The 21,444-nt window shown below is 56.8% G+C and carries 20 protein-coding genes and 2 tRNA genes; 9 read left to right on the top strand and 13 right to left on the bottom strand.

Annotated elements, in window-relative coordinates; translation table 11 throughout:
* Positions 1-162 precede the first annotated feature (162 nt).
* The 6 genes from GOX66_RS07465 to GOX66_RS07440 form a co-directional block, all read right to left on the bottom strand.
* Positions 163-1,611, bottom strand: a complete 1,449-nt coding sequence (locus GOX66_RS07465; protein WP_170761174.1) for a mannose-1-phosphate guanylyltransferase/mannose-6-phosphate isomerase — start codon at positions 1,609-1,611, stop codon at positions 163-165.
* Between the two features lie 274 nt (positions 1,612-1,885).
* Entirely contained in the window at positions 1,886-2,614 is a 729-nt protein-coding gene (locus GOX66_RS07460; protein WP_170761172.1) for a metallophosphoesterase family protein, read from the bottom strand.
* Positions 2,615-2,722: 108 nt separating this feature from the next.
* A complete protein-coding gene (locus GOX66_RS07455) occupies positions 2,723-3,244 on the bottom strand; it encodes a hypothetical protein (protein ID WP_170761170.1) in 522 nt (173 codons plus the stop codon).
* Between the two features lie 597 nt (positions 3,245-3,841).
* Positions 3,842-5,107 (bottom strand): organoarsenical effux MFS transporter ArsJ, encoded by a 1,266-nt coding sequence (arsJ, locus tag GOX66_RS07450; protein WP_170761168.1) that lies wholly within the window; start codon positions 5,105-5,107, stop codon positions 3,842-3,844.
* Positions 5,104-6,102, bottom strand: coding sequence for an ArsJ-associated glyceraldehyde-3-phosphate dehydrogenase (locus GOX66_RS07445; RefSeq protein WP_170761166.1), 999 nt, complete (start codon positions 6,100-6,102; stop codon positions 5,104-5,106). Before GOX66_RS07445 ends, arsJ begins: the two co-directional genes overlap by 4 nt.
* On the bottom strand, positions 6,099-6,932 hold the full coding sequence (locus tag GOX66_RS07440; RefSeq protein ID WP_170761164.1) for an arsenate reductase/protein-tyrosine-phosphatase family protein: 834 nt from the start codon (positions 6,930-6,932) through the stop codon (positions 6,099-6,101). Before GOX66_RS07440 ends, GOX66_RS07445 begins: the two co-directional genes overlap by 4 nt.
* 225 nt (positions 6,933-7,157) lie before the next feature.
* Here GOX66_RS07440 and GOX66_RS07435 point away from each other — a divergent pair.
* Positions 7,158-7,233 (top strand) — tRNA-Thr (locus tag GOX66_RS07435).
* Positions 7,234-7,522: 289 nt separating this feature from the next.
* On the opposite strand, the gene GOX66_RS07430 is transcribed toward GOX66_RS07435, so the two are convergent.
* A complete protein-coding gene (locus GOX66_RS07430) occupies positions 7,523-7,942 on the bottom strand; it encodes a DUF6538 domain-containing protein (protein ID WP_170761162.1) in 420 nt (139 codons plus the stop codon).
* A 101-nt stretch (positions 7,943-8,043) separates the two neighbouring features.
* A tRNA-Arg gene (locus tag GOX66_RS07425) sits at positions 8,044-8,120 on the bottom strand.
* Positions 8,121-8,235: 115 nt separating this feature from the next.
* On the opposite strand from GOX66_RS07425, the gene GOX66_RS07420 reads away from it, so the two are divergent.
* A complete protein-coding gene (locus tag GOX66_RS07420) occupies positions 8,236-9,261 on the top strand; it encodes a substrate-binding domain-containing protein (RefSeq protein WP_170761160.1) in 1,026 nt (341 codons plus the stop codon).
* A 4-nt stretch (positions 9,262-9,265) separates the two neighbouring features.
* On the top strand, positions 9,266-10,474 hold the full coding sequence (locus GOX66_RS07415) for a DNA glycosylase AlkZ-like family protein (RefSeq protein WP_170761158.1): 1,209 nt from the start codon (positions 9,266-9,268) through the stop codon (positions 10,472-10,474).
* A gap of 3 nt (positions 10,475-10,477) precedes the next feature.
* On the opposite strand, the gene GOX66_RS07410 is transcribed toward GOX66_RS07415, so the two are convergent.
* Complete coding sequence (locus GOX66_RS07410; protein WP_170761156.1) at positions 10,478-11,176, bottom strand: fumarylacetoacetate hydrolase family protein; 699 nt, start codon at positions 11,174-11,176, stop codon at positions 10,478-10,480.
* A 587-nt stretch (positions 11,177-11,763) separates the two neighbouring features.
* A complete protein-coding gene (hpaR, locus tag GOX66_RS07405; protein WP_170761154.1) occupies positions 11,764-12,198 on the bottom strand; it encodes a homoprotocatechuate degradation operon regulator HpaR in 435 nt (144 codons plus the stop codon).
* A gap of 272 nt (positions 12,199-12,470) precedes the next feature.
* Between hpaR and GOX66_RS07400 the strand changes: the two genes are divergently transcribed.
* A complete protein-coding gene (locus GOX66_RS07400) occupies positions 12,471-13,241 on the top strand; it encodes an HpcH/HpaI aldolase family protein (protein WP_170761152.1) in 771 nt (256 codons plus the stop codon).
* 2 nt (positions 13,242-13,243) lie between these two features.
* On the opposite strand, the gene GOX66_RS07395 is transcribed toward GOX66_RS07400, so the two are convergent.
* Positions 13,244-14,386, bottom strand: coding sequence for a DUF3095 domain-containing protein (locus GOX66_RS07395; RefSeq protein WP_170761437.1), 1,143 nt, complete (start codon positions 14,384-14,386; stop codon positions 13,244-13,246).
* Positions 14,387-14,526: 140 nt separating this feature from the next.
* Between GOX66_RS07395 and GOX66_RS07390 the strand changes: the two genes are divergently transcribed.
* From GOX66_RS07390 to GOX66_RS07370, 5 genes are all read left to right on the top strand, one after another.
* A complete protein-coding gene (locus tag GOX66_RS07390) occupies positions 14,527-15,699 on the top strand; it encodes an MFS transporter (protein WP_170761150.1) in 1,173 nt (390 codons plus the stop codon).
* A gap of 23 nt (positions 15,700-15,722) precedes the next feature.
* Positions 15,723-16,757, top strand: a complete 1,035-nt coding sequence (locus GOX66_RS07385; RefSeq protein WP_170761148.1) for a glycosyltransferase family 4 protein — start codon at positions 15,723-15,725, stop codon at positions 16,755-16,757.
* Positions 16,758-16,868: 111 nt separating this feature from the next.
* On the top strand, positions 16,869-17,891 hold the full coding sequence (locus tag GOX66_RS07380) for an aspartate-semialdehyde dehydrogenase (protein ID WP_170761145.1): 1,023 nt from the start codon (positions 16,869-16,871) through the stop codon (positions 17,889-17,891).
* 148 nt (positions 17,892-18,039) lie between these two features.
* Positions 18,040-18,915, top strand: coding sequence for an endonuclease NucS domain-containing protein (locus GOX66_RS07375; RefSeq protein ID WP_170761143.1), 876 nt, complete (start codon positions 18,040-18,042; stop codon positions 18,913-18,915).
* A 247-nt stretch (positions 18,916-19,162) separates the two neighbouring features.
* The gene (locus GOX66_RS07370) at positions 19,163-20,080 is read left to right on the top strand and encodes an endonuclease/exonuclease/phosphatase family protein (RefSeq protein ID WP_170761141.1); all 918 of its coding nucleotides are present in this window, start codon (positions 19,163-19,165) and stop codon (positions 20,078-20,080) included.
* Positions 20,081-20,117: 37 nt separating this feature from the next.
* Here the strand turns inward: GOX66_RS07370 and GOX66_RS07365 are convergent, their stop codons facing one another.
* Entirely contained in the window at positions 20,118-20,654 is a 537-nt protein-coding gene (locus GOX66_RS07365) for an SRPBCC family protein (protein WP_170761139.1), read from the bottom strand.
* 104 nt (positions 20,655-20,758) lie between these two features.
* On the bottom strand, positions 20,759-21,409 hold the full coding sequence (locus tag GOX66_RS07360) for a carbonic anhydrase (protein WP_170761137.1): 651 nt from the start codon (positions 21,407-21,409) through the stop codon (positions 20,759-20,761).
* Between the last annotated feature and the right edge of the window lie 35 nt (positions 21,410-21,444).

Genomic DNA, 21,444 nt, shown 5'->3' with positions numbered 1-21,444 from the left:
TTTAAAGACCCGAAAGTCCACAGAACGTTGCGCCCTGTGTACTACCTGCCTTCCAAAACGAATGGTCCCTTGTGGACGGCACCTGGCAAAGCGACCAGTAATTTGTGTTCAGCTACCCGCCCTCAGCAGCCCCATGAACGAGAAGTATGGGCTGAGCAATGCTCAGCCCTTCGCACCCTGACCGCGCGCGTATATGTCCTCGTAGCGGACGATATCATCCTCACCCAGATAAGTTCCGGTCTGCACCTCGATCAGCACCATCGGAACCGTGCCGGGGTTCTCCATCCGGTGGACGGCACCCAACGGGATATAGACGGACTGGTTTTCCGTCACCAACTGCTGGTGGTCGTCAATGGTCACACGGGCGGTACCCTCAACAACGATCCAGTGTTCAGAGCGATGGAAATGGCTTTGCAGGCTCAGGGATGCACCGGGGTGAACATGTATGCGTTTCACCTGGAACCGGTCGCCGACCACAAGGCTTTCAAACCATCCCCAGGGGCGATGGTCCTTAGGAAAGGTCGTGGCCTGAGATGCGCCTTTTTTCTTTAGCTCGGCAACCGCCTTTTTGACATCCTGCGCGCTGGATGAATCCGCTATCAGAACCGCGTCATTCATAGCCACCGCGATGATGTTTTCCAGACCTATACCTACAACTTCCATCCGCTCGCTGTCCGAACGCAAAAGCGTATTCTGGCAGTCGATCGCGGTGGCACCGCCGCTGGTGACAACACCCCGATCATCCGGGTTGCCTTCGCGCCAGACCGCGTCCCAGCCACCCAGATCGGACCACGCTGCATCAAACGGCACGACTGAAAGGTTGGTTGCCTTTTCCATAACGGCGTAGTCGATCGAGATATCTTCGGCCTCGCCCCATTGATCAGGGTTCAGTCGCAAAAAGCCCAAATCCGGCGTCGCCGTCGCAACCGCCGCTTCAATCGGTGCCATCAACGTGGGAGCGTGCACGCGGAATGCCGCAATAATGTCCGACGCGCGGAACAGGAAAATCCCGGCATTCCATTTGTAGTTGCCAGCCGCCAGCATCTCGGTCGCGCGAGCCAGATCCGGCTTTTCGACAAATTGCTTCAACGGAACCGCAGCGCCATCGCTGTTCGGCGCAGATGCCAGTTCAAGATACCCGTAAGCGGTTTCCGCGTGTGTCGGTGTAATCCCAAACGTAACCAGTTGACCCCGGGCCACAGCCTCCAGACCGCGGGCAACGGCGGCATGAAACGCCGCCGCGTCAGGCACAACATGATCGGACGGCGCGACCAGAAGCACTGCATTCTTGTCTTGCTCGTGCGCGTGCAGGGCGGCGGCCAGAACCGCTGGTGCCGTGTTACGACCCTCGGGTTCGATCAGAATCGTACCTGGGTCAAGCCCGATGGCCTGCAGTTGCTCAGCCACGATAAAACGGAAGTCCGAATTGGTTAGAACCAACGGGGCAGAAAACTCAAGAGCACCGGCTGTGCCCGACAAACGGCGGGCAGACGCTTGAAAAAGCGTTTCCTCGCCGACAAGCGGAACGAACTGCTTGGGATAGCTTTTTCGGGACAGCGGCCACAGGCGTGTTCCGGAGCCTCCACACAGAAGGACAGGTGTTATCAACATGAAAAGCTCGAAATCTCGTCTACTTTTGTCACGGTCCTATTAGATGCGATTTACGGCGGCAAGGCTAGGGCGGGATTAATCCGGCAAAAGTGGTGCATTCACTCGTGCTATCGGGCCGCGCTGGAAACTTGCTCATATCCCACTTACCGCGTTCTAGTTCTGCAATTAACCTGGTCTGTTTCGAGGGTCACAGGAGAGCATTAGGGGGCGCTTCTCTCAAGATGACCGCGCATACCAACTTCGGGCGGTGCCAAATTTTTCGGACCCGCGTATGTCAGCGTGCCGAAATAAATCTGGGCTCAGTTCCGTCAAGGCAGACCGCGCTCAGCAAGCCGGTTGCATAAGCCCCGGTGTCAATGGCAATGCGCCCACGTCTTGCAGTCGTCTCTGTGACAATCGTATGTCCGTGGACGACCCATATACCATCCCGCCGGTCGACAGTTTGGAACCCGGGATGGCCCCAAATGAGCGCTTTGTCGGATTGCAAACCGGGCGCAATAATCGGATCGGCCCCCGCGTGAGCAACAAGAACATTACCAGAAAGTTCGTGGGTTCTCAGACTTTTCAACCAACGGTTCAGAGCATCACCCATCACCTCCTGCAACCTGTCGCGACATTCCTGCAATTCGTCTCTATTCATCTCCGGGCGGATGCCGCGAAGGCCAAACGACGCCAATGTTTGCATCCCGCCATAGTGCAGCCAACGGCGCCCGTGCTTTTCGGGATCCTCCAGAAATTGCAGTAACATGTCTTCGTGGTTGCCTTTCAGACATGTGAATTCCGTATGCTCGCTAATCAGCCGCAACACATCGGCGCTGTACTCACCCCTGTCTATGTAATCTCCAACGAGCACGACGCGGTGATCCTGCGGAATTTTGGGTAGGAGTTTTTCCAACTGGACGATGCAACCATGCACATCCCCGATCACGCATATTGGACTTTCAGGCGTAGGCGTAGAAAACGCCGCGCGCCACCCAAATCGTTGAAATAAGGATGACAGCATGATGCTTAGTCTCCTGCATGTATGAGCGCCTTGAGACAAAGCGTTGTGACGCACCCGCCCCGAACCAAAGCGTGATACCCTCAGATGCAGATCTGGGCAAGCGGGCGCTCAGGCTGCTTGGCAAGCAGGGACACCCATTTGGATAAGCCGGGCGCCCTTTATTTTGTAGACACCCGAAATGCGTGTGCGCCCTGTCTTCATGAACCAGGATTTCAGGGGCTCTGGGTAATAATCCGCCATTATCTGGCTGAAATAGTCGAAATCTGCTTGCGCAAGGCGGCGTCCGTTTCGGGAAGGCCCGTGAAATCCGAAGGTTGTGTCCGGGTCTACACATGCCCCCGGCAACCCCAAGAACATTGTGCAGGTCGAAAAACAGACACGTCCACGGATTTCAACCGCGACCCCGTTGCGTTGCAGATTCTCAAGTTCAATCAGGCGGTCATGCAAATAGCCGCCCCGATCATTACCCACTATAAAAAGCTTTCCTTCCTCGGCCGACAATGGCGAAACAACTACTGGTATCAGCAGGACAGCAGCCAGCGCAGAAAGCAAAAGCCGCGCTAATCCAAACATATGACAGTATAGCACATACTTATTCGCCACTCGAACGTGGCTGCTCAGATCCGACATCGCATCCTCTCCAATCTCAGTAGAAGTCTGGATCAGAGTTAAAGAAGTGCGGGGCCTTGAATGAGCACGGCAGCTGTCAAAATTATGTTTTAAATCAACTGTTTAATTTTGATTTTACTAAAAATTTCTCTCTAAAATCTTTACTCGGAAGCATGCCGATACATCGTCGAAAAATAGTCAGAATAGCGACAACATCGTGGGTCTGCCGTTGAATTTTTCGACAAGGGAATCATACGAAACAATTGGGCGTAGCAATTTGTACGCCACTATTCTTTTTGGCGAGTCGAACCGGATAAATCAGCTAAACGACACAGGTTGGACCGGCTCCTGCCTGAAGCGAAATTAGCCCTTTCGGCAACCGCATACTGCTGACCGCTTCAGAGCCGCAAGACAGCTTCAAAGCCACCAATCCTTTGCAACTGAGTGCGACGCGGACACATAAAGCTGCGAGTCTGCAGTCATAATTCCGAGGCCAATATGTGCCTGCATGCCAGACCAGTAACGGTGTAGGACTACTGTCTGGCATGACAAACTTCATCATTACTGCCGACAGTCATGGCCACCGCGTTTCCGATGGTCTGTTAGCTTTGAGGAAGCTCAGGAATATGCCGCATGCGTCTGATCGGTGAGTTTTCCGGATGTCAGCGCCGCCAACGCCACCATTATCGCGGCTGTGCCAAGCACAAGGGATAGCCCTCCGACTTGATAGGTCAGGCCGGACAGGACAGTGCCAACCAGACGGCCCGTCGCGTTTGCCATGTAATAAAAACCTACATCCATTGTGACCCGCTCGGACTTGGTAAAGGCCAGGATCAAGTAGGAGTGTAGCGAGGAATTGACCGCGAAGATTGCGCCGAAGCCCAGCAAGCCCAGGACCAAAGTGACGGTCAGCCAGGCCTGCGGTCCTGAAGAGATCAGAACTGCAATTGTCAGCGCGGCAGGAACACAGAACAGAGCTGCGGCCCAACTGCGCGCGGCGCGGATCAGGTCGCCCTCAGTGCGTTCCGCGGCCCGCAGGATTCTCGGAGCGCTGGCCTGAACGGCTCCATACAGGATCACCCAGACGGCCATGAAGGTGCCGATCATGAAGAATGCCGCGCGATTGCCATCTTCGGTACCGTCCGACAGCACGGCGTAGAAATAGATCGGGATGCCAACCACAAACCACACATCCCGCGCACCGAACAGAAAAACCCTAGCTGCCGAAAGCCAGTTCACGTTGGCGGATTTCGAGAAGACCTCGGAGAACTTTGCGCCCTTGCGGCCCTTCGGCAGGCCGGGGGGCATGAACAGGATGACGGCCACAAGGATCACCGCCAGCACTATCGCCATGATCAGAACGGCCCATGTGAAACCCAGCGTTGCCAGCAGAGCTGCCCCGAGCAGGAAGCCCAGCCCTTTCACCGCGTTCTTGGAACCGGTCAAGACGGCAACCCAGCGGAACAGCCCGCCAGCCTCGGTGGGTGCCAACAGTTTGACAGCGGATTTCGACGACATCTTGGCCAGATCTTTGGCCACACCGCTGGCTCCTTGAACGGCCATGACAAAGGCAACAGAGGCACCAATCGTCCAGTTAGGGTCTAATTGAGTCAGTGCCAGCAGCGCAACGACCTGCAGCCCCAGCCCGGCATACAGCGTCGAGGTCAGCCCGAACCGCGCCGCAATCCAGCCCGCTGTCAGGTTCGTCACCATCCCTGCGATTTCGTACAGGACAAACAGATATGCCAGCTGCACCGGCGAAAAGCCCAACGTGTGAAAGTGCAGCAGCACCAACATCCGCAGCGCCCCGTCGGTCAGCATAAAGGCCCAATAGGCTACCGTGACCGCGATATAGGCCGACAGTCCCTCTGGCCTTTGGCTCACAGCGAGGCACCAACCATCAGGGCGACGTCGACCAGACGGTGAGCATAGCCCATTTCATTGTCGTACCACGCGTAGACCTTCACCTGCGTCCCGTTCACCACCATGGTCGAAGGCGCATCGACGATCGAGGACCGCTCGTCATTGGTGTAGTCCGTCGACACCAGCGGGCGGGTTTCATAGCCTAGAATGCCGTTCAGCTCTCCGTCGGCGGCAGCCTCAAAGAAACTGTTCACCTCTTCAACGGTGGTTTCGCGCTCCACCTCAAAAACGCAATCGGTCAGCGAGGCGTTCAGCAGCGGCACCCGCACGGCATGACCGTTCAGCCGTCCCTTGAGTTCCGGGTATATCAGCGTGATCGCTGTGGCCGATCCGGTTGTGGTCGGGATCAACGAATTCAGCGCCGAGCGCGCTCGGCGCAGGTCTTTGGCCGGGCGGTCCACGAGGGTTTGTGTATTGGTCACATCGTGGATGGTGGTCATCGATCCGTGTCGGATTCCGAGGTTTTCATGGATCACCTTGACCACCGGCGCCAGACAATTGGTGGTACAGGAGGCCGCCGTCACGATGTGATGCGTGACCGGATCATAGGTGGCCTCATTCACGCCCATGACGATGTTGGCGGTGGGCCCGTCTTTGACCGGGGCTGAGACGACGACCTTTTTCACGCCCGCCTCGAAATAGGGGGCCAGCTTCGCTTCGGTCTTGAAGATACCCGTGCAATCAATAACCACGTCAATTCCGTCCAGAGGCAACGCGTTCAGATCATTGCTGCCGATGAAGGGCAAGCGTGTTCCGTTGATGGTGACACTCTTGGCATCATGTTCGAAGGTGGCATCCCAGCGCCCATGCACCGTGTCGAACTCCAGCAGGTGCGCGTGCATCTCGGGATCGCCAACGGCATCGTTGATCCACGCGATCTTTGCGCCCTTTTCCAGCATCGGTTTCAGGGCCAGCTTTCCCATCCGGCCCAGACCGTTCACAGCATAAATCGTCATATCAAGCCCTCAACAGACGTCCTTCCAATGTCATCGACAGCAGATTGCAGCGCAATGAGGTCGAGGCTTTCGACCGGCAGAGAGGCAAAGGCTTCGACCCTGCGTTTGAGCACACCGTAAGTATTTTGGAAGGCCAGGCTTTTCTCGGCATCGGTGCCTTCGGCCTTGACCGGGTCAACCATGCCCCAATGGCCACTGATCGGCTGTCCGTCCCATGGCGGGCATTCCTCGTTGGCGGCCTGATTGCAGACGGTTAAAACGAAATCCAGTTCGGGTGCGTCAGGTTTGGTGAACTCGGCAATGTTCTTGGTCCGCAGGACCGAGGTTTCGTGGCCCTTGCCTTTCAGAACCTGCAAGGCAATGGGATTCAGTTTGGAGGACGGCCGTGTTCCCGCCGAATAGACATTGAACCGATCGCCCGCAATCTCGCGCAGCAGGGATTCAGCAAAGATCGAGCGCGCGGAATTGCCCACGCAGATGAACAAAACATTGAATTTCCTGTCAGTCATTGTCTCATCCCCCAGGTTTGGGGACATGCAGATATCAGGTCGACCTCGACAGCAATCGTGCAGCAGAAAGCCAAGCATGTGCTGCACATTCCTCATTTCAATAGAATAGAGCAGTGATGTGCCGGATCGTTCCTGCTTCACCAGCTCCGCCCGTTGCAATGCCTTCAGGTAGTTCGACAGGGTGCTTGCCTTGATGCCAAGCTCTGCCGCCAGTTCTCCTGCCGGGACACTGTCAGGAAAACGTCGCATTAACATGCGAAACACCGATATGCGCTGCGGGTGACCCAGGATGGCCAGTTGGTTCGTTATTTCTTTTAGCATATTTCATGAAATATTAAAATATAATACGTTCGTCAATTCGAATTTGTCGTGACTCTGAAAGCACTCATAACCTATTGAAACGGTGTCACTTACAGGTAAGGTCAGGCGACCCAATCAACCCTGAACCACACAACCTCTTAAGAACCACACCCAAACCAACCGCGTGTATTTCGTTGTATCGAGGCTTGCGCGCGTCAGCATCACCGTTTAAACGGACCCTCGCTTGCCTCAATAGCTCAGCTGGTAGAGCAGGTCCTTCGTAAGGACAAGGTCGGGGGTTCGAGTCCCTCTTGAGGCACCAAATTTCATAAAAATATACTTAATTATCAATATAGTAAGTATAGCGACGCTTTATCGACCCACCCCTTAGCCCAACTTTTGAAAACAACTTCGCAAACAAAGTCGTTTGTTGTACGAAAGGTTAGCGCGAGTGCCAACTGAAGCATGCGGATTTGGCTTCTCCAAAGCCTTGTGACACCTCCAGCAATGTGCTGACAGGTCTTAACTGTCTGAAAAAGCAAGCTGGACCTCGGTACCTGAAACCCCAAACTAAGGAACTTTTTTAGTTTTCAGGTTTGTCCAAAAACCAATTATTCCGAAAACCCATACCCGACCCTTAAGCCGGGTGGAAGCCGTTCTGCTACAATACCCAGCGCTTGTCCGTCCTGATCCAGAGATTCGATGAGAAGCTCATTAACAAAACGTTCCGGCTCAATATCGTACTTAGCGTATTCAGCAGCTTGACCGGGTTTTAAACCGTGTTTTTGAAGGATAGCCATCGCTTCCTCACGAAGAGCAAGTTCGCCACCATCGCTGGAACTCAAGAGGCTCCATTTTCGGTCTAACCTCTTGGTGGTCTGCTGCGCTTTTCTAGCCGCTACTGCTGGGTCTTTAGTTCCAAGGGACTCGAAATGAAATTCCTTCCCGTCGTAGTGAACCTGTAAGTCCTTTGGTATTCTGGGCCGGTAGTTCGCTCTACCTCCACGCCATTCAACATGTTTGATAGTCATTCTTATTGGACCGTGTCTGAACCAGTTCTTCGACATGTGCCACCTATCGGGGTACAGGAAGCATCTAAGGTATGGAAAGCACATACTTTTTTAGAATAGTCTGGCGACCCCGGCAGGATTCGAACCTGCAACCTGCCCCTTAGGAGGGGGCTGCTCTATCCAGTTGAGCCACGGGGCCGCGCAAGGCTCTCTGTACCTTGGTTTTTCGGGGTTGTCATGACCTTTGCACAACAGTTGTAAAATACGTCCTGTTCACGCTACCATCGGACAAAATAACAACGCAGGTGCCCTCCGTGACCACAGAAACAAAACGCCCGCTTACCCTTCGTGATGTCTCGGAAGCGTCCGGAGTATCGGAAATGACGGTCAGCCGGGTCCTGAGAAATCGGGGCGATGTTTCCGATGCCACGCGCACCCGCGTTCTCGCAGCAGCGAAAGAGCTGGGATATGTGCCCAACAAAATCGCCGGCGCGCTGGCCTCCAGTCGGGTAAATCTTGTGGCGGTGATCATCCCGTCGCTGTCGAATATGGTATTCCCCGAAGTACTGACCGGCATCAATCAGGTGCTGGAAGACACCGAGTTGCAACCCGTCGTCGGCGTTACCGACTACCTGCCCGAAAAAGAAGAGAAGGTGTTGTACGAGATGCTCTCGTGGCGGCCGTCGGGTGTGATCATCGCGGGGCTGGAACATACCGAAGCCGCCCGTGCCATGCTGGATTCGTCTGGCATTCCGGTGGTCGAGATCATGGACACAGATGGCAAGCCGGTGGACGCGATGGTGGGCATTTCTCACCGGCGCGCCGGGCGCGAGATGGCGCAGGCGATTCTGAAGGCCGGGTATGAACATATCGGATTCATGGGTACCAAGATGCCTCTGGACCACCGCGCCCGCAAACGGTTCGAAGGCTTCACCGAGGTTCTGGGCAAACACGGCGTTGAGATTGAGGATCGCGAGTTCTATTCAGGTGGGTCCGCTTTGGCCAAAGGGCGCGAAATGACCCAAACTATGCTGGAGCGCTCACCTGAACTGGATTTCCTGTATTACTCCAACGACATGATCGGTGCCGGCGGGTTATTGTATCTGCTGGATCAAGGGATCGAAGTTCCAGGGCAGATTGGCCTGGCCGGCTTCAACAATGTCGAGTTGCTGCAGGGCCTGCCGCGCAAACTGGCCACGATGGACGCCTGTCGGCTTGAAATAGGGCGCAAGGCGGCCGAGATCATCGCCGCGCAACTGGCCGATCCGAATGCCGAGATCGACACCCGTGTGACCCTGACCCCCAAAATCAGTTATGGCGACACGTTAAAACGGCGCTGAGTCGGTGGCGCTGCGACAGTTGGACAACAAGACGGCCCGTGCAGTGTTCATGGACCGCCATGCCTTGGCGGAGCCACCCTCGGGCGGGGCAAGAGGCGCCGATCTTCTGGATCTTATCCGGCGTCTTGGCTTTGTTCAGCTGGACAGCATAAACACGGTCGCCCGCGCCCATGACATGATCCTGTTTTCACGCAGGCCTTCCTATCGAGCCAACAATCTCAAGCGCCTCTACGAACGTGACAGGGCGTTATTCGAACACTGGACCCATGACGCCGCCGTCATCCCCATGGAGTTCTACCCACACTGGCACTTGCGGTTTCAGCGCGACGCAGACCTATTGAAATCGCGCTGGAAGAACTGGCGCCGGGACGGGTTCGAGCAGCAGTTTGCGACCGTGCTGCAGCATATTCGCGATCATGGGCCGGTTTCATCGTCTGACGTTGGCAAGGACGAAAAGAAAGGTTCAGGTGGTTGGTGGGACTGGCATCCTTCCAAAACTGCTTTGGAGTTTTTATGGCGCTCAGGCGCGTTGACGGTCATTGGCCGGAGCGGGTTTCAAAAGCGCTACGATCTGACCGAACGGGTGATCGAAACACATCTGTGTCCGGGCAACATGTCGTGTGATGAGGACCAGACCGTCGATTGGCTGTGCAACGCGGCGCTTGACCGGCTGGGATTTGCCACCTCGGGCGAACTGGCAGCGTTTTGGGACACAGTTAGCACAGCTGAGGCCAAAGAATGGTCTGCAAAGGCTCTGACAAAGGGCGATTTGCAGGAAATCGAGGTTACCTGCGCAGATGGCCGGGTGCGAAAAGTGCTTGCCCGCCCCGACCTTGCTGAGACCACTGTGCCGTCACCTACCGGGCGGATCAGAGTGCTCAGCCCCTTTGATCCGATGCTGCGTGACCGCAACCGGGCCGAGAGATTGTTCGGGTTTCATTACCGGATCGAAGTTTTCGTACCCGCCGCCAAGCGTACCTATGGGTATTATGTATTCCCGCTGCTGGAAGGTGATCGGTTGATCGGTCGGATCGACATGAAAGCGCATCGGGACCGTGGCGTCCTGCACGTCAACTCATTGTGGCCGGAACGGTCCGTGCGATGGTCTGACGCGCGCACCCGGCGGCTGCAGTCGGAACTGGATCGGGTTCGCAGGTTCGCCGACCTTGATAAGGTTGAATTCGCAGCTGACTGGCTAAAAGACCCTAAATAGGGTCTATTCCGCAGCCGACAGCGTCAGCTGAACCGGTTGCAACCCGTCAATTCCACCCTCGATCACATCCCCTGCCTGCACCGGGCCAACACCGGCAGGTGTGCCGGTCAGGATCAGGTCGCCGGGCCGCAGGTGGTAATACCCCGACAGATGGCTGATGATTTCGTCGATCTTCCAGATCAACTCTTCCAGGGTCGCGTCCTGGCGTATCTCACCGTTCACGCTCAGATGAATGCGGGTGTTGTCCTTGGGCGACCAGTCCGCGACAGCGGTCAAAGGCGCAAAAACCACCCCATTCTCAAGGTCCTTACCCAGATCCCAGGGGCGTTGCTTGTTACGTTCGCGGATTTGCAGGTCCCGGCGGGTCATATCCAGCGCGCAACCATAGGCGTAAACGGCCTCTCTGGCCTCGGCACTGCCGGCGCGGAAAACAGGCTTTCCGACGGCCACGGCCAGTTCCATCTCGTAATGGAAATTCTCTGTGCCCGGCGGGTAAGGCACGGTCGCACCGGACAAAACCGCATTCGGGGCTGATTTCGTGAAATAAAACGGGGCATCACGGTCGACCTCATGACCCATCTCGGCCGCGTGCGCCGCGTAATTGCGCCCAACGCAGAAAATACGGCCAACCGGATAAACCGACAGCTGTCCCTGAACTGGAACGGCAATCGGATCAGGAAGAGAAAACAAACTGTCCGGCATGCGTGTACCCCTTTGCGCCAATCAGGACGCATCTTAGAAGAGATGGCGCAGTGGGCAAGACGCCTCTGAGCATGCGCAAGTCTTGCGGGACCTTCAGAAACCATCGGCAAAACAGATTGAATTCATTAGAAAATTGAAACGCTGCGCCTACCGTGTTCAAATCACATCTCGTTCACAATTGCTTTGCAAAGTCTTGGAATACGCTTGCGAGGCCCTACGTTCAAAAAGTGCAGGGCGATGAGCCCCTGACCAATTGGGGCGCAATGCGCTCTGGTCACCGCTCACGCGTTCGGCGGATACCCAAGAGTCCGCCTGAACGATAAGACACCTCGTGCGGCCGGAGTTCTGCTCCGCCAAACCGGGTGCGACTGTTTCGGAGAACTAAGGCCAAAGATGTTACCCCCAACAAGTCTTTGCGCCTGAATGCCTGCTCAATTTTGGGGCTGGAATGTTCTCTGAAGCGCAGGCCGGACCGTCGGACCATACTTGGCGTGACCGGCCTTTGGCCAGGCGCAATATCCAGTACATGTCTGGCCGCCCCGCCGGAGGTGACTCGTACATCTTCGGCGGGGTTTGCGTGTGGATAGTCACGTTTCCAGGTCGTGCAGATCGTTCAAGAGGTCCAGCAGGGCCTCATGACGATCTGGCCCCAATCGGGTCCGCAAATCTTCTGCCAGTCGGAGCGTTATCTGAATATTATCCTGGATGATCCGCTCACCTTTGGCAGTGATTTCCACTATTTGGCGGCGCTTGTCGCACGGATGGGCACGCCGCAGGATCAAGCCCTTGGCCTCAAGCTTTTGCAGAATTCGGGTGAGGCTGGGCAACAACAGGCAAGCCCGATCCGCAAGATGCGTTGGCTCTTGCGGACCTTCTTCGTTCAGGACACGTAGCACGCGCCATTGTTGTTCCGTCACCCCGGCATCCGCCAGCATTTTGCGGATGGGCCCCATGACCCGTTCTCGTGCCCGCAACAGCGCAATTGGCAGCGAACGTGACGTCAAAGGTACGTATTTAGTCATAAGGAATCTTCGCCGAATTCGGGTGATACTGCAACTTTCCAATCTATTTCTCGTTGAAACCTCTCGTAACTTTTATTAGAGACTGTTTGATTGACGCTATATAGCGTCAATGCTGTTTCTGGTTCAGCGCAAATTGCAAAGATCGTTGACCTTTCGGGTTGAATACCCGTCACTGGCAAAACAAAAATTCCACCCTGCGCACAGCCGCGCCTGACTCATTTTAAGGCTTGGCACGAATTGGGGTGCCCATTGACCGAACCAGGAGGCCCGCAATGCCCGCACCCATGAATGAATTCAAACAGGCCCTGAAAAACGGCAGCCGGCTGATCGGGTGTTGGAGCAGTTTCGCCGAGGCCGTCACAGCCGAGATCATGGGCACCGCCGGGTTTGACTGGCTGGTGATCGACGGAGAGCACGCGCCGAACGACATCCGCTCGATCCGGGATCAGTTGATGGCGCTGGCACACAGCCCGTCGCATCCGGTTGTCCGGGTGCCGATTGGCGAGACGGCCCTGATCAAAATGGTTCTGGATGCGGGGGCACAAACGGTTCTGGTGCCGATGGTGGACAGTGCCGAACAGGCGCGGGAACTGGTACGCGCGTGCCGCTATCCGCCCGAAGGGGTGCGCGGAGTTGGCGCGGGTGCAGCACGGGCGACAGCTTACGGATCGGTCTCGGATTACATTCAGTCGGCGGATGAGCAGATTTGTTTACTGGTGCAGGTCGAAAACCGCGCCGGGATGGCTGCGCTGGACGATATCCTGAAGGTCGAAGGGGTCGATGGCGTCTTTATTGGCCCGGCCGACCTGTCCACCGATATGGGCTATCAGGGGAACAGCGCCGCGCCCGAGGTGCGGGCCACCATTGCCGACGCGATTGCACGGATCAAGGCAGCGGGCAAAGCTCCCGGCATTCTGGGCACCACCGACGAAGCATCACAGGCTTATCTGGACATGGGCGCGCAGTTTCTGGCAGTGGGGATCGACGTCATGCTGCTGGCACAGGCATCGCGAGAGCTGGCATCAAAATGGAAGGCGAAATAGCGTCAGCCCTGCATCGAGGCGGCGGCTTGTGCGTAGCCGCCCGAGGCTCCGTCCACGAAATGCACGTGATCGTCGCGCATGGCCGAGGGGACAAAACAGGTCATCATCGCCTCGTCCTGCGCATGCAGACCAAAACGGATCTTACCCTGCCCGCGTGCCTGTTCCAGCATCATCTGAATCTGCGCCAGTGTCGCCGGATCACAATCCAGCGTCATCTTCAGCCCATCATCGAATTTACGGAAATCGGCGTTGCGGCTGACCATGCGTTTGTAATGCCCGGGTTCGAATTTTCCCAGTCGCGTGCCGGACATGAACAACAGCGCGATCAGCAGGTTCTGCCCCAGCAGCGAAAGCTTCCGCACGAACAGGTTATGCCCGGCCCGCGATACGCGGGCGTCGAGTTCGACATCCGGGGGCGGCCAGTTGATCGGAGGGCCGTTTACGGGGACCGGATGGCCTGCACGCTCCAACCCTTCCGAGGCTGACAGAACGGAACGGGCCAGATCGGCAAAATCGCTTTCGGTCGCTTTTGGCGTCGGCTGCACCACAATGGATACGATCTGACCATGCCGCGCCCTGCAGTTGGACCAGCGGCAGGACAGTCCTGTCAGGTCCGGTTGCGCACCTGAACCGGCGGGCTCTACGGTAAATTGGCCCGCCTTCATCTGCGCCTCGGCCCAGGCCAGCCCGCCTCCCGAAAACATAGCATAATCCACCCCGTCCGAGGGCGCGTAGCGTGCCACTCGCAGGTCCTTGCCCGCAAGCCGAATTTCGGACACCGGTACCAAGGCCGCACGCAGCGAGATCGAGAATTCCTCTTCCGCCCAGCGCCGCAGGTCGGCCAGAACGGTACGGGCCGTGTTGACGGCACCTGCCGGTATAGCAAATCCGGCCCCGTCGCCGCCAAAGACATAAGGAAATTCCTTGCCCCGCAGCGCGTTGATCATGGCTGAAATCACCGCTGCTCCGACCATGTTGACTGTCTTGTACCGCCCTTTGGCGATCTCACCTGTGGAGTCGACGATGTCGGCGACGCCCAGCGCCCAGTCGTCAGGTACAGCAGTAAACTGCGCGGGTTCAGCCAGACGGTTGAAATCTCGCAACAAAGGAAGAGTGTCATAGAAGGCGGCCTGGGCGTCTTTCATTGTCACCTCGGGGTGGTCGGTTACAACAATGATAGCCCGAATGTAATCGCTGTCCGGTGAAATCAGTACGACGCACGCGCTTGTGCGGAACTCTGCCACGTGCCAAGCATTTCCCGCGCATTGGGGAAAAGGGGCGTTCCATGAAGGCAGGTCTGGTGGTCTTGTGTCTGGGCTATGTGCTCAGCCAGTTCTTTCGTGCTTTTTTGGCCGTCCTCAGCGTCGATCTGGGCCGCGATATTGGCGCCACGCCCGAAGATTTGGCCTTTGCCTCGGGCTTGTGGTTTCTGGTCTTTGCGGCAATGCAGCTGCCGGTAGGCTGGGCGCTAGACCGGGTCGGGCCGCGACTGACGGCAGCGGTTCTGCTGATGATCGGCGGTGCTGGTGGTGCGACACTGTTTGCAGTGGCCACCACGCCCTTTCACATCGCCATCGCTATGGGGCTTATCGGGGTCGGATGCTCTCCGGTGCTGATGGCGTCGTACTATATCTTCGCACGCGAATACCCGCCCGCGCGGTTCGCCACTCTGGCCGCCGTCATGCTGGGCGTCGGGTCGGTCGGCAATCTGGTGGCCTCCTACCCCACGGCGCTGGCGGTCGAGCTGATGGGATGGCGGGCCACGATGGCGACGCTGGCGGTCTTCTCTGCCGCAATCGCGCTGGGTATCTGGTTCCGCGTTCACGATCCAAAACGGGTTGAGACCGAGCACAGAGGGTCTGTGCTGGATTTGCTGAAAGAACCAGCCCTGTGGGCGATCTTGCCGCTGATGTTGGTCGCCTATGCTCCGTCCGCCGCGACCCGTGGTCTTTGGGCCGGGCCGTATCTGAGCGACATATTCAGCCTCAGCACCACCCAGATCGGAACTGGGACCTTGATCATGGGGGCCGCGATGATTGCAGGGACCTTTGCTTACGGCCCGCTCGACCGGATGCTGGGCACGCGGAAATGGGTGATTTTCGGAGGCAACGCACTGGGCACGACCGCACTGATCTTGCTTTGCCTGTGGATCGACAACGCAGTCTGGCTGTCGGTTGTGCTGATGGCGGTGATCGGGTTCATGGGGGCCAGCTTTCCGGTCATCATGGCACATGGCCGCGCCTTTGTGCCGTCGCATCTGGTCGGACGCGGCATGACCCTGCTGAACCTCTTTGGCATCGGGGGCGTCGGTCTCGCGCAATTCGTGACTGGCCGCATCCATGCCGCCACAGTGGACATCAGCCCGACCGCGCCCTACACAGCGATATTCGGTTTTTTCGCAGTCACCCTTGCCATCGGCTGCGTGATCTACCTATTCAGCCGCGACAGCATCGACTGATGCTGTAACCGTCAGGAGTATCCATGTCCGACCCGCGCGTCATTGCCCCCAATCTCAAACGCCGACTTTCGGGTGTGACCGCAACGATTGCCAGGCTGGTACCGCTGCAGGTGCAGTGGATCGACATCGCCGCAACGGGGCTGGGCCTGCCATCGGACATCCCGCATATCCCGCTGGGCCGCCTACCCTTTCTGTCGCGCAAACCCCTACGCGTCTGGCATGCGCGGCGAAATACCGAGATGCTGCTGGGCCTGATCCTGCGCAATGTCTTCCGGCTGCGGTTAAAACTACTGTTCACCAGCGCCTCACAACGCGCCCATACCGGCTATACCAAATGGCTGATCGACAGGATGGACGCGGTGGTCGCCACCTCGCGCAAGACCGCCAGGTATCTGGAGCGTGACGCACAGGTGATCATGCACGGCATCAACCTTCAGGATTTCACACCACCCAAAGAAAAAGCCGCCGTTCGGCAACGACTGGGTTTGCCGGATGGTCTGCTGCTGGGCTGCTATGGCCGCATCCGGCACCAGAAAGGTACCGACGCCTTTGTCGATACAATGATCGATCTGTGCGGTCGCTTTGACGATGTCCATGGCATCATCATGGGCCGCGCCACCGAAAAACACGCCGTGTTCCTGGCCGAACTGAAAGACAAGGTCACCAAGGAAGGTCTGTCTGATCGCATCCTGTTCAAGCCCGAAGTGACCGTCGATCAGATCGCCGAATGGTATCAGGTTCTGGACTTGTTCATCGCTCCGCAACGGTGGGAAGGCTTTGGCCTGACCCCGCTTGAGGCGATGGCCTGCGGCGTGCCGGTTGTTGCCACAGATGTCGGCGCGTTTTCCGAGATCGTGACCGACCCATCTCTGGGCCGCGTGGTGAAACCTGGCGATATCCCGGCGCTGGCTAACGCCGCCGCCGAAATGCTGTCCGACCGCGATTCCCTTGCGCGATCAGGCACTGCCGCCCGCGCCCATGTTGAGCGGAACTTCGACATCAATGGCGAGGCAAAAACGCTTGTTGCCCTCTATGAACGCCTTCTGAGCGACGCTTGACCCGCTGGGCCGCGTCAAATCGGCGTCATTCCGGCAAATATACCCCGAAAACTCTTTTTTCTTCGCTGCAACGCGGCTATGAACGCGCGTCCTTAACTTTGGAGACATGAAATGGGCTATCGCGTCGTAGTCGTCGGCGCCACGGGTAACGTGGGCCGCGAAATGCTGAACATCCTGGCGGAGCGCCAGTTCCCCGTCGATGAACTTGCCGCCCTGGCAAGCCGTCGGTCGCTGGGCACCGAGGTTAGCTTTGGCGACACGACACTCACTACCAAGGACCTGGACACTTTCGATTTCACCGGCTGGGACATGGCGCTGTTTGCCGTGGGTTCCGAGGCGACCAAGGTGTACGCCCCCAAGGCGGCTGCGGCCGGCTGTGTGGTAATCGATAACTCATCGCTCTACCGCTACGATCCGGACATCCCGCTGATCGTGCCCGAATGCAACCCGCAGGCGATCCACGACTATAAAAACAAGAACATCATCGCCAACCCCAACTGTTCGACCGCGCAGATGGTTGTCGCGCTGAAGCCGCTGCATGACCGCGCCCGGATCAAGCGCGTCGTCGTGTCGACCTATCAGTCGGTTTCCGGCGCCGGCAAAGAAGGGATGGATGAGCTGTGGGATCAGACCAAAGCCGTCTACAACCCCACCACCGAAGTTGAACCGAAGAAGTTCCAGAAACAGATCGCCTTCAACGTCATTCCGCAGATCGACGTCTTCATGGAAGACGGCTCGACCAAAGAAGAGTGGAAGATGGTTGTTGAGACGAAAAAGATCGTCGACCCGTCGATCAAGGTCACCGCAACCTGCGTGCGCGTTCCCGTCTTCGTTGGCCACTCCGAGGCTGTGAACATCGAATTCGAGGAGTTTTTGGACGAAGACGAAGCCCGCGACATCCTGCGCGAAGCACCGGGCATCATGGTGATCGATAAACGCGAACCCGGCGGCTACGTCTCGCCGATTGAATGCGCGGGCGACTTCGCCACCTTCATCAGCCGCATTCGTCAGGACTCGACCGTGGAAAACGGTCTGAACCTGTGGTGCGTCTCGGACAACCTGCGTAAGGGCGCGGCCCTCAACGCCGTCCAGATCGCGGAACTGCTGGGCCGTGAGGTTCTGAAAAAGGGCTGAAGTCGTAAAAATCCAAAAACGCAAGAACCCCGCCTACCAACTGGCGGGGTTTTTTTTGCGCGTCGTTTGACCTAACGCCCTTCGAAACCGGGATGGCCATCCCGCCCCCCTGTCAGTATTCTGCGCGCAAGACCAGACGAGAACGATCATGACGCAAGCAACCTTTTCAATCGGACTCAGTATTGAAGAGGTCGAAAGCGGTCTCTTGGTTCAACAATTCGGCGAAGCATATGTCGCGCGGAACTGGCGCCTTACTCCGCCAGTCAAGCAGGTGATTGAGACGGCTCTTTCCAGCGGATTGACCTGCATGATCCGTAATGATCATCCCCGCCGGAAAGCACGTTGGCCAAACACAAGAGGTGTCGTTTATCTGGCGTTTTCGCCAGAGCGAGGAGACCAATGGTCGCTTGCCATCGATACGTTTCATGCCGGGCGTGGAGATTTTGGCCATGCGGTCTTTAATGGAAAGTACCATGAGCAGTTTATCTCGGCGGGAATTCCCTTTGACTTTGAAAAGCGCAACAGGACGGCGGGCCACCTCGTTGTTGCGCGTGATCTGGTCATCCCAACGCTCAGATTGCTTTCAGACTTTGATCACTCGGTTCTCGCCCTCAACAGAAAGACACATGAAGGTGATGGCTTCACTACTGAATATGTCATTCAGCGCGAAATACTCACGAACTGGTCAAGAACGCCATGGGGGGCTCGATACGACGTTTTTCAGGACGAGTTTCCGTTAGACGGGGGTCTGAATTCCCGACGGGTCGACATACTCGCCCGCGACCGGGTGACCGGCGACTGGTTAGTTATTGAATTGAAACGTGCCGAAGCCAAACCAGCTGCCGTGCATCAGGTAACTGATTATCTGCTCGCGCTTGGCAAGAAGGACGGTTTCGCTCATGGCAGGCTGGACGGCGTTCTTGTGGCCGAGCGTATACCCGCGGATGTTCTGTCCGTCGCCCGGTCCGAGAACATACGCACCTACGAAGCCAGTTGGCCGTTGAAATTGACCCGCGTGGGTTAGCGCCGAAACCTTCCATCTGGAGACTAAACCACGCGAGACGATGGTGCTGGACGAACCGACGCGATCGAGCACCCAGTGGTCAGGAGTGATGCGATCGATTCTGAACAGATATCCGGTTTTGTGTAGCAGTTGGCCTGTCGGCTGACATCAAACAGTTCTGCATTGTATCGTGAGTCCATAGGGTCTCTGGTGGAAATGTGTTAATTAGGGATTAATTGAAGCAGCAGGCAGAAGATTGAGGCAGATCGTGCGTTTCGCGACCAGAAACAAGTTTGCGCAAACCGTTATCGCGGGGTGCGCAGTCTTATTGATGGTGTTGGTGATCTTTGGGTTCACCGGGCGGTATTTTGCGCCCGGGGATTCGATCGCGCTCATGCGACCGCAGGTCGGGGTTCTGTTGGTTTTGTTTGCCGTGATCCTTTTGGCGGTGCACGCCAGAGGTTTTGCACTGGCTTCTCTGGTTTTTGCAATGATTGCGGTGGGTTCCGTCGCGGCCGGGTTCATACCCGCATCCGATGATTGCGACGATACGTGCGTCACGCTGTACCAAAAGAACCTGATGTCCAAGGCCTGGCCGCGGTATCCGCTTGCAGACGACATCCTTCAGTCAAACGCCGAAATTGTGACCCTGCAGGAAGTGTCCAGCCACAATCAGGAATATATGAGCAACCTGTTTGACCATTATCCGAGATCGGCGATTTGCGAGTTTCGACCCGAGCAGAATGTTGCAATCCTGACAACCTTACCTGTTGTCGAAGGAACGGAATTCTGCCTGCATGGGCTTGGTTTGGTAGGGCTTCAGGTAGTCGGCCCGGACAAGCAGCCCGTCTGGGTAGTGTCCGTTCACCTCAACTGGCCCTACCCGTATGAGCAGTTCGAACAAAGCAAGAGAATTGCAAGGCACATCGAACAATTGGAAGGGCCGGTTTTGATCGCGGGCGATTTCAATATGGTTCATTGGGGCAGCAGCGTGCGCCGCATCGGATCCGCTGCCGATAATCAGGTCTTCGGCCCGGCGCTGAACACGCACAACCGTGGCAGTTGGATGCTGCCCATGCCAATTGACAACCTTCTTGTTCCCAAAGGCACGACCGGCACTGCGGAACTGCGCCCGTTCATGGGATCCGATCACTTGGGGATCAAAGCCCGTATCAGCCTGCCCTGAAAGTCGGGTGTCCGGTTTTTGTGACCGCGCTGATACCTTATTGGCCAGTTTCAACCAGGGCCTTCAGTTTGGAAAGACCGCGCTCATAGTCGCCTCCGACCCATTTATCCATCATCAGCCCCATCCAGCGGGACATCGGGTTGAGTCCAAGGTCGGAATCGAACCCCCATGTCACCTGCGTCTGGTCCCCTTCGGGTGTCAGCGTGAACGATGCCGAAGCGGTGCCCATCTGACCGAAATCCAGAGCGGTTTTGACCATCTGATCGGGGACGCTTTCAACGATTTCCTGCGTCCCTGATCCGACCTCCCGGTGCTCCGAACTCCATCTCAGAGTATTGCCCACACCAGCCTCGGGTCCGCTATAGGACAGCTTGGTCTCAGGGTCTCGCGCCAGCCAGGGAGACCATTTCTCGGTCTCCTGCATGGAATTTACGTAGGGAAAGATTGCGCTGGCCGGCGCATCGATAGTGATATTACGGGACACTTCGGCCTTGCCGGGCAACAGGTAAGAAACCCCGATCAGCACCAGAACAAGCGTAAACAGAATAAGAAGAATGCGTTTAATGAATCGCATCACGCGCTCCTGATCCTAAGAAAAACGCAGTGACTATAGCAAAAAAAGGCGCAGAATCAGAGACCTGATCCCACGCCTTTGTTTTTGCGGAACGTCTGAGTGGCTCAGACCACCACGAATTTCTTTTCCTGCGGGTCATAACATTGCAGCCCGCCTTCGCCGATATCGGTCCACAGACCATGCAGGCTGAGCGAACCACTCTCGACCGCGGAAGACACAAAGGGGAACGTCATCAGGTTCTCAAGCGAAGCGACAACCGCCTGCCGCTCGAACTGACGCGCCTGATCAGTGCTGTCTTCGACATCGGAAACCAGATCGTATTTCGGTTTCAGGATATCCATCCAGCGGCCAACAAAGCTTTCCTTTGCTTCCAACTGTGGCGCCTGGCCTTTGCACATGTCGATACAACCCTGAACGCCGCCGCATTGCGAATGGCCCAACACGATCAGATGTGCGACTTTCAGCGCGGTAACCGCATATTCGATTGCGGCGCTGGTGCCATGATGGTCACCGTCCGGAGCGTAGGGCGGCACGAGGTTGGCAATATTGCGGTGAATAAAGAACTCGCCCTGATCAGCGCCGAAAATCGACGTGACATGAACCCGGCTGTCGCAGCAGGAGATGACCATCGCACGCGGGCGCTGCCCTTCGGTTGCCAGACGACGATACCAGACCTGATTTTCGGAATAAGTGGTGGCTTTCCAACCGTGGTACCGCTTGACCAGATAATTCGGCAGAGGTTTGGCATGATCCATTTGCGTGTCCCTGATTTCTTCGCTGAGAGCTGCTC

The sequence above is a fragment of the Ruegeria lacuscaerulensis genome (assembly GCF_013031245.1).
GTDB classification, from domain to species: domain Bacteria; phylum Pseudomonadota; class Alphaproteobacteria; order Rhodobacterales; family Rhodobacteraceae; genus Ruegeria; species Ruegeria lacuscaerulensis_C.
This window is presented reverse-complemented; position numbering and strand designations above follow the sequence as displayed.